The following is a 12,843-nucleotide window of genomic DNA, read 5'->3' on the forward strand; positions in this document are numbered from 1 at the left end:
ACTTGAGTCGCTTACTAAGCGCACTGGGACTAATCTGCAACAGCTCTGCTATTTCCCTGTGAGAAAAATTCTCGTCATAGATATATTCCATGAGCATCCGCTCCAGCACCTCTCTCTGGCTAGCATTCCACTTGCTCTGGATAAAGGACGCAGCCGCCAACACCGTATTGACCGCCTGACTGAGCTCCTCATCGCCCAAGGATACAGCCAAGCGACTGCTACCATAATCATTTTTTTCGTGGACTGAGTTAATAGCTGCGCGTGCCCTCCAATAGGCTGGACCGTCCGCACCAATACTTTGCTCCCGATTGATATCCGTCACAATCTCCCCCAGACCAAGGCCAAAGCGAATTGGATGAGGAAAGCTCAGAGAAATCTGATCAAGGAGTCGCATAACTTCAGGATTAGGCCGCAGCAAAGCCTGAAACTCATCTCCTGTCGTAATGGTAAAAGGCGACACCAGATAATCCTGATAATCTTGGTTCAAGACTGCCATTAATTCCTGCAGCTCTTGCTGCGCCTGCTTGCGGTTTTTTAGCTGTTTGGATTCGATCAAATCTCCAATAAGAGCAATATAAAGCATAGCTGATAAAACCTCCTTTAAGTCCATTATAACGGAAAATTCTTAAAATGTCTATTCGAACGGAAAATTTTAGAAATATCCATTAGAACAGAAAGACTATTTTTTCTTTTTAGGTGCTGATAAGGCAGGATAGACAGCTTCAATCAGACTACAGAGAAAGGCGGCATCTTCTACTTCTTTTATATGAAGCATTGGCCTTGCGCCTGGATAAGGAGACTCATAAATCGGATTTTCCAAAAGATCGAGAGCAGGCTGGACTGGCTTGAGCAGCAAGCGATTGTCATAAATCCCACCAAATAGGCGACCTCGATAATAGAGCAAATACTCTCCCATCATCTTGCCAAAGCCAATTTCTTGGCCTAAGCCCTCCAGTTGCTTCAGGATAAAATCCAAATATTCTTGACTAGATACCATAGAAACACCTCCATGAATTGATACTTTATTATACCAAAAAAGGATGAAGATTTCCTGACTAAAAGATAATCACATCTCTTTCAATCTGTAGTCTGTCTTTCCTCAAGTAAGCAAAAAAGCTAGACCTTAAGAGTCTAACTTTTATTTCTTAGTTTCTCAAAAGTCCTTCCTTGACCAGATAATCACGCGCGACAGCTTCTGCTTTTTTACCCTCAATGCCGACTTGATAATTCATTTGGCTCATCTGGCTTTCCGTAATTTTACCAGCCAGCTTATTGAGAATACCTTCCAACTCCGGGTGTTTTTCGAGCAATTCAGCCTTCATGAGAGGCGCCCCTTGATAAGGAGGGAAAAGGTGCTTGTCGTCTTCTAAAACTTGTAAATCATAACGCGCAAGTTCTGCGTCAGTTGAGTAGGCGTCCGTGATTTGAATATCACCCGACTGGATAGCTTGGTAGCGAAGGGCTGGCTCCATGGTCGCTACATTAAGATTAAGGCCATATAGAGATTGCAAACCCTTGTTTCCATCTTCACGGTCGTTAAACTCTAGGGTAAAGCCCGCTTTGAGCTTATCCTGAACTGGCTTGAGATTAGAAATCGTTTTAAGATTGTATTCTTTGGCGACACTCTTAGGTACTGCGATAGCATAGGTATTCTGATAGGCCATGTGATTGAGCAAGACTAGATCATCCTGTTTCTTAATGCCATCACGCGCCGCTTCAAAAACTTCTTCAGCATCATTGCTGACCTTTGGAGCAGGCTGTAAAAGAGTTCCAGTAATTGTACCTGTAAACTCAGGATAGATATCAATATCACCTTTTTTTAGAGCCTGATAAAGGAAGTCCGTCTTACCAAAGTTGGGTTTGACCGTCACAGTCATATCCGTATTTTCCTCAATGAGAAGTTTATACATATTCATGAGAATCTCTGGCTCTGGACCCAATTTCCCAGCAATGACCAGATTATCCTTGCTTTGTTTCGGTAGCAAACTTGGTGTATAAGAAGCGCTGAGGCCGAGGATTAAAACCGCAAAAGCTGTAAATACTGTCCGAAGCTTAGCCTTTTCCATCCATTTAAGGAGACTGTTGAAAAGAATTGCCAAAATTGCAGAGGAAATTGCTCCAATCAAGATTAGACTGGCATTACGACGATCAATTCCCAGAAGGATAAAAGAACCTAGTCCACCAGCTCCGACAAGGGCTGCTAGAGTTGCTGTTCCAATAATCATAACAGTTGCCGTCCGAACTCCTGACACGATGACGGGCATAGCCAGAGGCAGTTCAAACTTTTTGAGTCGCTCCCACTTGGTCATCCCAAAGGCGATTCCAGCTTCCTCTAAACTAGGATCAATCCCATTCAAAGCCGTGACAGTGTTTTCTAAAATCGGGAAAATAGCGTATATCACCAGAGCCGTCAATGCCGGCAGTGTACCAATCCCCATGAGAGGAATGAAGAGTCCCAGCAAGGCCATTGAAGGAATGGTTTGAAAGATTCCTGCAATTTGTAGCACCCAATTGGCTGCCTTTTTGTGACTATGAAGATAGATGGCGAGCGGAATGGTCAGGAAAATGGCCACAAGTAAGGTCAGAAGAGAGAGCTGGAGGTGCTGACCAAGGGCTGTTACCCAATCACCAAAGCGCTCCTGAAAGGTAGAAATCAAATTAGCCATGTTGAACACCTCCAAATAAATCTGCTACGAAGCTGGTTGCAGGTGCAGATAAGATTTCCTCAGGTGTCGCCACTTGACGAATCTCCCCGTCCTGCAGAACGGCAATCCGATCACCTAATTTCAAAGCTTCGTCCGTATCGTGAGTGACAAAAATAGTCGTCATCCCAAACTCACTATGCAGTTGCTTGATTAAAGTCTGCAATTGTTTTCTTGAAATAGCATCCAAGGCTGAGAAAGGCTCGTCCATCAGAAGAATCTTAGGCTGACCAATCATAGCACGGACGATGCCAACACGCTGCTGTTCCCCACCTGACAACTCACTCGGTAGTCGATGGCCATAGTCAGCTACTGGCAAGCCAACTTTTTTCAAGAGCTCTTCTGTTTTCTTAGCAATCTCTTCCTTGCTCCAACCTTTCATCTCAGGAATGAGAGCAATATTTTCCGCAACTGTTAGATTGGGAAAGAGAGCAATGGCCTGTAAAACATAACCAGTAGAAAGACGAAGCTCACGCTCATTATAATCTTTGATGCGCTTGCCATCCATGTAAATATCGCCATCCGTAGGTTCTAAAAGACGGTTGATCATCTTGAGCATAGTTGTCTTACCGGAACCAGAAGGTCCCACTAAAACCATGAACTCTCCATCCTCAATCTGTAAATTGACATCTATCAAGACATCTTTTTCTGTATAGCGTAGCGCTACATTTTTGTATTCAATCATTGTTTGTCCCCATTTTAAAACTTTCCTCGATTGGCCAAATCTTCTACTTTTGACACGACTTCTTTATTGTCCCAATGCTCTACGATGCATCCATCCTCATCCGCACGGAAAGTATCTGTCGTCACCCATTGCGCTTCCCCGCCATTGAGATATTGATGAACATGAACAAAGACTAGATTACCATCTTCAATGGTGCGGACAATTTTCATCTCACGCTCGGGATGACGATCAAAGAAATTTGCAAAGAAAGCCGCAAACCCTTCTTTCCCATCTGGCACACCTGTCGAGTGCTGAATGTAAGTATCTCCTACAGATTGGGCTTGAGCCTCGGCAACACGCCCGTCTTGAATGGCATGAATGTATAAATTTCGTGCATTTTCAACTTGTTTTGACATGATTTATGCCTCATTTGCTTTCTCTTTCAGATTGGCTAAAATACGTTCCTGATAACTTTCAAATTGGCGAATTTCTTCCTCTGAGAAGCCTTTATAAAAAATCGCTTCCAACTTTTGACTGACACGATGCCCAACTTCTTTCTGGGACCAACCTTGCTCCGTCAACTTGACATATTTTTTTCGCTTGTCTGAACCACACTGACTAAAGGTCACCAAACTCTGTTCTTCCAACTTTTTCAGCATAGTCGTCAGAGTATTATTGACAAGTCCCGTCGCCAGCGCAATATCTGTGGCCGTCGCACAGCCTGTCTCACTATTCCATAAAACGGTGAGAATCTTGCCCTGCTCACTCCGATAAAGAGCCTCAGAATCCTGACTCAATAACTTTTGAAAAATCCGCCCATTCAACAAACGAATATGGTGGGCAACTAAATGACTATCTTTCATACTCCCTCCAATTTATTTCTATATCGAATCGTTTATTAATTGTAACACCACGTATTACATCTGTCAAGAATTTTGTTCTATTTGGAAATAATTTTAAACTGGCTAAAGATTTTAAACTTAAAGTTCCAAACTAAAAAGCCCAGTGTAAAGAGGTAATCCCTCTCTCACACTGAGCTTCTTTTTATCTTAGTAATATTCACCTTGACGGTAATCCCATGAGTTGAAAGTATCGGACAGGTGCATCATGATTTTGTCAATATCCAAGCCTTTGCGGATGACCACTGGTGCTGGTGAGATAGAACGTTGGCCACCTTGTTCTGGAATCAGTTTTCCATCCTTGTCCACCATGGAGACCATAACGCCTTGCTCATAGCGAGTTTCAATTGTCTTATCTGGCTGGATAGAGGCTACATAGTCATCTGCTTCAATGACTAGGTCAACAGCGTTTTCGATGCGCTCGCCAATTCCTTCGACCTTGCCGCGGTTTCCTTTACCGGATGGGTTGGCTGAGGATGCATAGACCATCTTGCCTTCTTCCCAAAGCTTAGCTGCCAGCTGCTCGCCCGCCTTACCAAACTTAATAACAAAACAGCTAGTGCCACGAACATCTGTCATCAGTTCTTCCCGACCGTCGCCATAAGCTTTGAGCTTTTCAAAAGCTTCTGGCTTCCATGGAAGGATACAGCCCAAGAGGATATCTTTATCCCAATGCTTTTGATAAAAAGCTTCAATTTCCGGATTCAGCTGAGCCAAAGCACGGAGCTCATCCATACTGCCACAGAGGACAACACCTGGCTTATTACGGTTACGAGCCTTAGCTTCGAACTTACGCTCCAAGCCAGCTTTATCGCTGGTCATGATGATGTAACCCACCTTGGTCGGGCAAACGATACAGCCGCCATCGCCTTTCAAGATGTCATAACCTTCTTGTGAAAGAATTCCGTTCCATTGAATGTGTTTTGTCATAAGTTTCTTCCTTTTCTATTAAATTAAGATTTATTTTACCATATATTTTTATCGGAGACAAGATTTTTTCAGAATTTTCTCAATATAGCAAAAATAAGGTTACTGCCAATAAGATGGACGATTTTTTTCATATTCTGCAATCAAATCCTCATACTGAAGCGTGATGCCGATATCATCCAAACCGTTGAGGAGCTTGTGCTTCCATTCTCTATCAATGTCAAATGAGAATTCTCCCACCGGAGAAAAAATCTTCTGCTGCTCCAAATCCACCGTCACTTTGTCCGTCGGCTTCAGATTCGCCAAGGCTTGCCGTACTTCGAGCGGCTGGACGATAGGCAGCATACCGTTGTTTAGCTCGTTGTTGTAGTGAATATCCCCGAAAGATCCGGCAATAACTACCTTAAAGCCATAGTCAGCCAAGGCCCAGGCAGCGTGCTCCCGAGAGGAACCAGCCCCGAAATTATCCCCTGAAATTAGAATAGTTGCCTTGCGGTACTCTGGTCTATTAAAAACGAAATCAGGATCTTCGGTGTACTGATTGTCTAGATAGCGCCATGCGTACATGAGGTACTTGCCAAAGCCTTTTTTATCAATCAACTTGAGAAACTGCTTGGGCAAAATTTGGTCTGTATCGATATTATCGTTCATGAGGGGCACTGTTGTCCCCGTGTAGATTGTAAATTTTTCCATAAAACTTCCTTACTGGACCTCCGGTAGTTGGCGTACGTCTACGAAGTGCCCGGCAATAGCTGCCGCTGCTGCCATGGCAGGACTGCAAAGATGGGTTTTAGCACCAAATCCCTGACGATCCTCAAAGTTCCGATTGCTGGTTGAGGCACAGTGAACTCCATCTGGCACCTTGTCTGGATTCATTCCCAGGCACATGGAACAACCAGGATCGCGCCACTCAAAGCCTGCATCCATGAAAATTTTATCCAGTCCCATCTTTTCAGCAGCCCGCTTGACCGGACGAGAGCCTGGTACGACGATAGCAGTCAGATTGGGAGCTATATGCTTGCCAGCGACGAACTTAGCCGCCAGCTGCAAATCACTTAGTCTGGCATTGGTACAGGAGCCGATAAAGATATAACCTAGGTCAATATCTTCTGCTTTCTTTCCCGGTGAGAGATCCATGTAATTGTAGGCCCGCTCGTCGTTCATATCACGGATTTCAGGGAAGGCTGCACCGAACTCTACTCCCATAGCAGGATTGGTTCCCCAAGTCACCATAGGTGCCAGCTCGGAGACATCCATCTCAATGACCTTATCATAAACAGCATCAGGATCACTGACCAGAGTCTTCCAATCAGCCACTGCCGCCTCAAAGTCCTTAGGTGCTCCCGGCCGTCCTTGAACGTAATCATAGGTCTTCTGGTCAGGATTCATAATGCCCATCTTGGAGCCAAACTCAATGGACATATTGCAGATGGTCATGCGCTCTTCCATGGTCAAATGATCAATGGCCTCACCAGCATACTCGACCACATAGCCAACACCTGCAGCTACACCGTATCGGGCAATCAGAGCGAGGATAAAGTCCTTGGAATAGACACCTTTAGGTGGCACTCCGGTAAATTTGACCAACATTTTCTTAGGCTTGACCTGCCAAATGGTCTGCGTGGCAAAGACATGCTCCACCTCCGAAGTACCGATTCCAAAAGCAATAGCTCCAAAAGCTCCGTGAGTAGCCGTGTGACTATCACCGCAGACAATAAATTTGCCCGGCTGAGTCTTGCCCGTTTCGGGTCCAACCATATGGACAATTCCCTGTAGTTCCGAGCCGTGAGCTGCGTGCTCAATGCCAAAATCCTTGACATTCTCAGAAAGTTTATCAATCTGAGCCTTGGAAATCACATCCCGAATATCATAGATATTGACAGTAGGAACATTATGGTCAAAGGTTCCAAAGGTCAAATCCGGCCGTCTAACTTTGCGCCCTGCATCTCGAAGACCTTGAAAAGCCTGAGGGCTGGTTACTTCATGAATATAATGCTGATCCACATACATAAGCTGGGGTTGACCTTCTCGGCCTGTAATCACATGTCTTTCCCAAAGTTTATCAAAAATCGATTTTCCAGCCATACTAGCTTCTCCATATGTAATATAAAATTCCAATTTCCACTATTATTCCGCAAATCCAAGCCAGCCAGAAATACCATTTTCTGGTCTTGTGATGAAAGAAGCGACCGCCCAATAAAGCGCCCAAACCTCCGGCTGCCAAAGCTGACATCAGCAAGGTTTTCTCTGGAATGCGGTAGTGATTTCTCTTAGCCTTTCGCTTATCCCAGCCATAAAGCAGGAAAACGATAAGGTTCCATAGCAAGCAAATACCTGTTAATATCCATTTCATAAGTTCTTAATAATTGCCTCCGTCATTCGAGCTGTTCCTGCCTGACCACCCAGATCTCGGGTTAAAATCCCCTGAGCCAAAGTCTTCTCAACCGCTGCTTCAATCGCCTCTGAAGCTTCTAGTTCTTCAAAACTATCTCTCAGCATCATGGCTACTGAAAGAATCATGCTGATAGGGTTGGCAATGCCTTGTCCCGCAATATCGGGAGCCGAACCATGAATGGGCTCGTAAAGACTTGGTCCAGCAGCCGAATGACTGGCCGATGGCATAACTCCCAGCGTCCCTGACAGGACACTGGACTCGTCTGAGAGAATATCCCCAAAAAGATTTTCCGTTACCACAACGTCAAACTTAGCAGGATTGGTAATCATGAGCATCGCAGCACTGTCCACCAATTGGTGCTCCAAGGTCACATCTGGATAATCCTTGGCAACCTCATCGGCTACTCTACGCCAGAGTTTGGATGTTGCTAGTACATTTTGCTTGTCAATACTGGTCACGCGCTTTCTGCGACCACGCGCAATGTCAAAGGCCTTACGGACAATCCGCTCCACCTCTTCATAGCTGTAGTCGTTGATATCACGCGCAGATTTGTCCTCCAAAATATGCTCACCAAAGTAAATCCCACCAGTCAGCTCGCGCACGACCACGAAGTCCACGCCAGCAATACGCTCTGCCTTCAAAGGCGACAAATGCTTAAGAGCATCAAAAATCTTAACTGGACGGATATTTGCATAGAGTTCAAGCTCCTTACGCAGAGCGAGCAAACCTTGCTCCGGACGAACCGGTGCATCATCATACTGGGGACTGCCGATAGCTGCTAGGAGAATAGCATCCGCCTCCTTGGCCGCTTCTAAAGTTGACTGAGGCAGAGGATGACCTTCCGCATCAATACCAGCCCCCCCAAAAGCCTTCTCCGTGATATGATAAGTAAAAGCGAACTTGTCCGCAACAGCAGCCAGCACTTGGAGACCGGCTTCCATGATTTCTGGGCCGATACCGTCACCCGCCAGAGCTACAATTTCTTTTGTCATAGCATTCTCCTTTACACATTAGGCATATCGCGATAGGAAACGCTTCGTCCCATCTCACCAGCATTCTCCTTTTGAACAAAGGTATTGGCATTGATGTAGGCAATAGCTGAAGCCTTCAGTACATCGAAATCAATCCCTGCTGCATTAAAGATGGTCTCTGTATCTCTGTTTTCAACAGTCACCAATACCCGAGCCTGGGCATCAATCCCATCTGTCACCGCATCGATAGTGTAGGACACCAAGCGGACAGATTGATTGAAGAACTTGTCGATAGCGTTGAAGATAGCCTCAACGGAACCTTGTCCTGTCGCATTAAATTCGACCTTCTCACCATCCATATTAGCTAAGCTAACGAGCGCTTCGATATCATTATCTGCATGAGTTTGAAGTTGTAAATCATCAAAGTGGAAGCCTTCTGGATTTTCAACCATAGTTCCAGCTACCAGAGCACGAATATCTGCATCTGTGATTTCTTGTTTCTTATCAGCCAGCTCCTTGAACTTAGCAAAGAGTGGTTTGATGTCCTCTTCTGTAAAGTCAAGGGCCAATTCTCTCAGTTTTTCAACAAAGGCATGGCGGCCAGACAGTTTGCCAAGCGGTAGTGAATTGCTCTTAACGCCAACCAGCTCAGGTGTGATGATTTCGTAAGTCAATGGATTCTTAAGGACACCATCCTGATGGATACCGGACTCGTGAGAGAAGGCATTACCACCAACAACGGCCTTGTTTTTAGGAACTGGAATACCAGAGAAGCGAGAAACCATTTCTGACGTATTCATTGTTTCATCCAAAACAATATCACTAGTTGCTTGGAAGAAATCCTCGCGAATCTTCAAAGCAACAGCTACTTCTTCAAGAGCAACATTACCTGCGCGTTCACCGATACCATTAATAGTTCCCTGGACACGTCCAGCACCGTGTTTAATTGCTGTCAAAGTATTTGCAGTTGCCATACCGAGATCATCGTGACAGTGGACACCAAAGACAACTTTATGATTTGATTTAATATTTTCAGTCAAGTGATCAAAGATGCGTGCAAACTCTTCTGGAGTCGTAAAGCCAACTGTGTCAGGGATATTTATATAAGATGCACCTGCATCGACCGCTGTTTGAACGACTTGTAATAGGAAATCCAACTCTGTTCTAGTCGCATCTTCAGGAGAGAACTCGACAACCTCAAACTTAGAACGTGCATAAGAAACATGCTCCTTAATAGCTTCTAAAATCTCTTCCTTGCTCTTATTGAGTTTATACTTGCGGTGAATCGGACTGGTAGCGATAAAGACATGAATCTGTGGATACTTGGCATCCTTAAGTGCCTCATAACAAGCATCAATATCAGTTTTTACAGAACGAGCTAATCCTGTCACTGCTGTTTTTTTCATAGCTTTAGCAATTTCTTGAACGGCTATAAATGAATCTGGACTAGCAGCCGGAAAACCAGCTTCAATTACAGAAATTCCCCATTTCTCCAGCTGTCTTGCAATGGAAACTTTTTCCTTTATTGAGAAGTTAACACCAGGTGTTTGTTCCCCATCACGAAGACTTGTATCAAAAAATTCAACTTTACGCATAAGATTTCCCCTTTTCCAAATATGGTTTTAAAAAAACATCTCGCTCAGAAACCCAAGCGAGATGTTGATTTACTCCCGCTTGGTAAGCCAAACAGGACTAATGCTTTCGCACTAGCCCGAGTAACACAACAACAAAGCAAAGTTTGAATATTGGGTTGACTTCATGTTTGACTGACTCCTTTTGAAATGTTATTGTCTAGTATTTTAGCACAGTATCATTGGGCTGTCAACAGATAATTCAATATTTTCTGAAAATTTTTAATATGCTGGATTATTTTGTGGTCTTATTACTATAAATGCGAAAAAGGAGCAAGTTAGCTTCTCCTTCTTCAAGTATTATATTGATTACAATGCTAACCAGTCATTCCTCCCCATTCGAAGAGAATTATACGCCGCAAATCTCTATAATAATTATCGAATGTTTTTAGATTATTTTTACTCAAAAAGCTAATCTGCCATTCTTATGCCATTGCTGATCCCCATGCTTTCCAAATCAACTTTTCCATCTTTGATTTCTATATTACTTTTCTTTTTCTAATACTTTCAAATATTTGGTTTTTTTAAATTGCCCAGACAGGAGTAAGAGCAAGAAACAATACCATATCACAATCGTCAAAAATAAAAGTAGGAAACTGCCAAATAGAAGATAAAGCCAAGAGAAAACAGCTGAAATCAAGGCAAAGAGGAAAATGAGAGCATAGGTTTTAAGACCGTTGGATTTTTGGGTGGCAAAATAGTCTCTGGGCATCTCATAAGGCACTACTTCAACTATTGATTTCTCCCTTCTATTTTTAACCTGGTAAAGAGCCAGTAAAAGCATGAGAATGAAGGAAAAAAGTAAAGGGAACAAACCTCGTACAGTCAAATTCTCCGTTAATACATACAAGGCATAAGATAAACCAGCACTTGGTAGAAAAATCATTGGAAAAGGCACACTTTTCCCTACAAAAAGCTCATTTCGCTTAATATCATAAAACACAGTTTTTTTAACATTTCCTTGATCTGCTCCAAATTCGATAAAATCAGACAACTTCCTAGTAACTACCAATGCTGATTTTGGTTCTTCACGCAGCTCATCTTCAATGATCTCTAACTGCCCAAAAGCGTTCAGTTTCCACGAATCTTCCTTAGGCAGAGGCTGTATTTTCCCTTCCAGATGTTCTTGAATAAACTGCTGGAATTGACGATTCTTCTGCTTACTTCCAATCAATTTCAAAGTCACTTTTTGACTTCCGCCGTTTTTAGTTAAGGCTTCCCCTACAATAAATATAGGCCATTCATAATTCCCACGATAAGCATGTCTGCTTTTGCCGAAGTAAAATGTAACCGAAGAAAGAGGAAAGCGATAGTGTTTAAAATTTCGGAAAACAAGTAAGTATTGACCATCAAGCTGAATTTTTCCCATAAAAGCAAAGGCCATCCAGCCTACTGTGAACAATAAAGCAACTGATACTAAGAAATAGAAAAGGTTTGCTGACAAATTCCCATCTAAAAAGAGGTTAAAAAGACTTATGACAATCATTAAACTAAAAATACTAATCAGACCAATTCCTTTTAGTGTATATATAACAATCGAAGCTTTTTTCGTCAATTCATTTCTCCCTCTAATACTTCTTCAAATACTACTTTCCCACTGTCAAAATTCCTTACAGCTATCGAAAACTGTTGGAGTCATCATCAAATAACACATATGTATCTTTAAAAGTTAAAACTAAAATTTTATCGTTTACAATCAGTTCCATTAATTCTTGAATCATTTTTTAAGATTTCAATTAAAGCTATCCATAATTTTTTTCTCTTTTATTTTTATCCAGTAAAAATTTAACGGGTGTAAAAACAAAGCATTTCCTGCAATCAAAGTAAATATACCAAACATCAAGAGACATATATGGACTATAAAATTGTCTGCCAAATTGAAAAAATTGCTACACACCCACCTAATGTAAAAAGCACAGACAAACCATATATAAAAATATAAAATAGGAATTTTTTAAAAAATCTAGGAAATATATAAATTTTCTGATATTGCTTATTTTGAAATTCACTGGGGAGTTTGTAAAACTTTGTCACCCACAATCGTAAAACCGAAACAAACATCAAAATTATACAAGCTAAAATTTTACTTAGTATTGCTGAATTAAAATTCAAAAATTGATTGATATCAAATACTCTTGATAGAAGCATGGCTCCTACACCAGCACCAAAGCCATAGCCCAGACCATGTTTTTCAAAAGCCTCTTTTAACCGAGCATTCTGCTCCTCTGATTGGGACAATTGCTCATATTCGTCCTTACTCATCTCGTAACATCTGTGAGGCACAAAATAAATCAACAAGGGTAAGAAGTAGACAATCAAAAAAGGACGTTCTACATCAAGAAGATAATATCTATCCTCTGTTTTTAGTATGCGATATCGAAGGTTTTTTTTAGCCAAGGGCTCCATTTTGGCCTTTTTAAACATTTATATCCTACCTTTCGTAACGTCAAATTAAGTGATAATTGGCACATTTCATTTTCATATTAAAATCCTCCGAAAGTTGCATCACCTTATGATTATTCAACTTTGGGTGGAGTTGAACTATAATTTGTTTGAATCTTTCTTTTTTAAAATCATCTAAAAACACGCCTCAATATTTTGTACTGACCCCAAAAAGTTAGACCATTAATTTAAGTAAAGGATTTAGTTCTGTA

General features: G+C 42.3%; 13 protein-coding genes and 1 pseudogene. All 14 read right to left on the bottom strand.

Annotated features, from left to right (window positions below):
• Window positions 1–583: SatD family protein (locus Q0191_RS00700; RefSeq protein ID WP_297662904.1), on the bottom strand; the 583-nt coding region annotated here is incomplete at its 3' end.
• Window positions 584–679: 96 nt separating this feature from the next.
• Complete coding sequence (locus Q0191_RS00705; RefSeq protein ID WP_297662906.1) at window positions 680–997, bottom strand: competence protein TfoX; 318 nt, start codon at window positions 995–997, stop codon at window positions 680–682.
• 148 nt (window positions 998–1,145) lie between these two features.
• A complete protein-coding gene (locus Q0191_RS00710) occupies window positions 1,146–2,666 on the bottom strand; it encodes an ABC transporter permease/substrate-binding protein (protein WP_297662908.1) in 1,521 nt (506 codons plus the stop codon).
• On the bottom strand, window positions 2,659–3,387 hold the full coding sequence (locus Q0191_RS00715) for an ABC transporter ATP-binding protein (RefSeq protein WP_297662910.1): 729 nt from the start codon (window positions 3,385–3,387) through the stop codon (window positions 2,659–2,661). Before Q0191_RS00715 ends, Q0191_RS00710 begins: the two co-directional genes overlap by 8 nt.
• Before the next feature lie 68 nt (window positions 3,388–3,455).
• Window positions 3,456–3,782, bottom strand: a pseudogene (locus Q0191_RS00720) (nuclear transport factor 2 family protein); the annotation flags it as partial.
• A gap of 3 nt (window positions 3,783–3,785) precedes the next feature.
• On the bottom strand, window positions 3,786–4,229 hold the full coding sequence (locus Q0191_RS00725) for a MarR family winged helix-turn-helix transcriptional regulator (protein ID WP_297662911.1): 444 nt from the start codon (window positions 4,227–4,229) through the stop codon (window positions 3,786–3,788).
• Window positions 4,230–4,415: 186 nt separating this feature from the next.
• Window positions 4,416–5,195 carry an L-threonylcarbamoyladenylate synthase gene (locus Q0191_RS00730; protein WP_297662913.1) on the bottom strand — a complete coding sequence of 260 codons (780 nt, stop codon included), beginning with the start codon at window positions 5,193–5,195 and terminating at the stop codon, window positions 4,416–4,418.
• A gap of 99 nt (window positions 5,196–5,294) precedes the next feature.
• Window positions 5,295–5,885, bottom strand: a complete 591-nt coding sequence (gene leuD / locus Q0191_RS00735; protein ID WP_297662915.1) for a 3-isopropylmalate dehydratase small subunit — start codon at window positions 5,883–5,885, stop codon at window positions 5,295–5,297.
• Window positions 5,886–5,894: 9 nt separating this feature from the next.
• Window positions 5,895–7,277: a 3-isopropylmalate dehydratase large subunit gene (gene leuC / locus Q0191_RS00740; RefSeq protein WP_297662916.1), complete on the bottom strand. Its 1,383-nt coding sequence runs from the start codon at window positions 7,275–7,277 to the stop codon at window positions 5,895–5,897.
• Window position 7,278: 1 nt separating this feature from the next.
• Window positions 7,279–7,545 (bottom strand): DUF1294 domain-containing protein, encoded by a 267-nt coding sequence (locus tag Q0191_RS00745; RefSeq protein WP_297662918.1) that lies wholly within the window; start codon window positions 7,543–7,545, stop codon window positions 7,279–7,281.
• Complete coding sequence (leuB, locus tag Q0191_RS00750) at window positions 7,542–8,579, bottom strand: 3-isopropylmalate dehydrogenase (protein WP_297662920.1); 1,038 nt, start codon at window positions 8,577–8,579, stop codon at window positions 7,542–7,544. Before leuB ends, Q0191_RS00745 begins: the two co-directional genes overlap by 4 nt.
• Window positions 8,580–8,590: 11 nt before the next feature.
• A complete protein-coding gene (locus Q0191_RS00755; protein WP_297662922.1) occupies window positions 8,591–10,153 on the bottom strand; it encodes a 2-isopropylmalate synthase in 1,563 nt (520 codons plus the stop codon).
• A gap of 520 nt (window positions 10,154–10,673) precedes the next feature.
• Window positions 10,674–11,744: a hypothetical protein gene (locus Q0191_RS00760; RefSeq protein ID WP_297662924.1), complete on the bottom strand. Its 1,071-nt coding sequence runs from the start codon at window positions 11,742–11,744 to the stop codon at window positions 10,674–10,676.
• 302 nt (window positions 11,745–12,046) lie between these two features.
• Window positions 12,047–12,613, bottom strand: a complete 567-nt coding sequence (locus Q0191_RS00765; RefSeq protein ID WP_297662926.1) for a DUF443 family protein — start codon at window positions 12,611–12,613, stop codon at window positions 12,047–12,049.
• Between the last annotated feature and the right edge of the window lie 230 nt (window positions 12,614–12,843).

The sequence above is a fragment of the uncultured Streptococcus sp. genome (genome assembly GCF_938036805.1).
Classification (GTDB): domain Bacteria; phylum Bacillota; class Bacilli; order Lactobacillales; family Streptococcaceae; genus Streptococcus.

Excerpts from the sequence above, each read along its gene's own strand:
- Q0191_RS00705 (WP_297662906.1), bottom strand. The coding sequence starts at position 997 with ATGGTATCTAGTCAAGAATATTTGGATTTTATCCTGAAGCAACTGGAG.
- Q0191_RS00710 (WP_297662908.1), bottom strand. The coding sequence starts at position 2,666 with ATGGCTAATTTGATTTCTACCTTTCAGGAGCGCTTTGGTGATTGGGTA.
- Q0191_RS00715 (WP_297662910.1), bottom strand. The coding sequence starts at position 3,387 with ATGATTGAATACAAAAATGTAGCGCTACGCTATACAGAAAAAGATGTC.
- Q0191_RS00725 (WP_297662911.1), bottom strand. The coding sequence starts at position 4,229 with ATGAAAGATAGTCATTTAGTTGCCCACCATATTCGTTTGTTGAATGGG.
- Q0191_RS00730 (WP_297662913.1), bottom strand. The coding sequence starts at position 5,195 with ATGACAAAACACATTCAATGGAACGGAATTCTTTCACAAGAAGGTTAT.
- leuD (WP_297662915.1), bottom strand. The coding sequence starts at position 5,885 with ATGGAAAAATTTACAATCTACACGGGGACAACAGTGCCCCTCATGAAC.
- leuC (WP_297662916.1), bottom strand. The coding sequence starts at position 7,277 with ATGGCTGGAAAATCGATTTTTGATAAACTTTGGGAAAGACATGTGATT.
- Q0191_RS00745 (WP_297662918.1), bottom strand. The coding sequence starts at position 7,545 with ATGAAATGGATATTAACAGGTATTTGCTTGCTATGGAACCTTATCGTT.
- leuB (WP_297662920.1), bottom strand. The coding sequence starts at position 8,579 with ATGACAAAAGAAATTGTAGCTCTGGCGGGTGACGGTATCGGCCCAGAA.
- Q0191_RS00755 (WP_297662922.1), bottom strand. The coding sequence starts at position 10,153 with ATGCGTAAAGTTGAATTTTTTGATACAAGTCTTCGTGATGGGGAACAA.
- Q0191_RS00765 (WP_297662926.1), bottom strand. The coding sequence starts at position 12,613 with ATGTTTAAAAAGGCCAAAATGGAGCCCTTGGCTAAAAAAAACCTTCGA.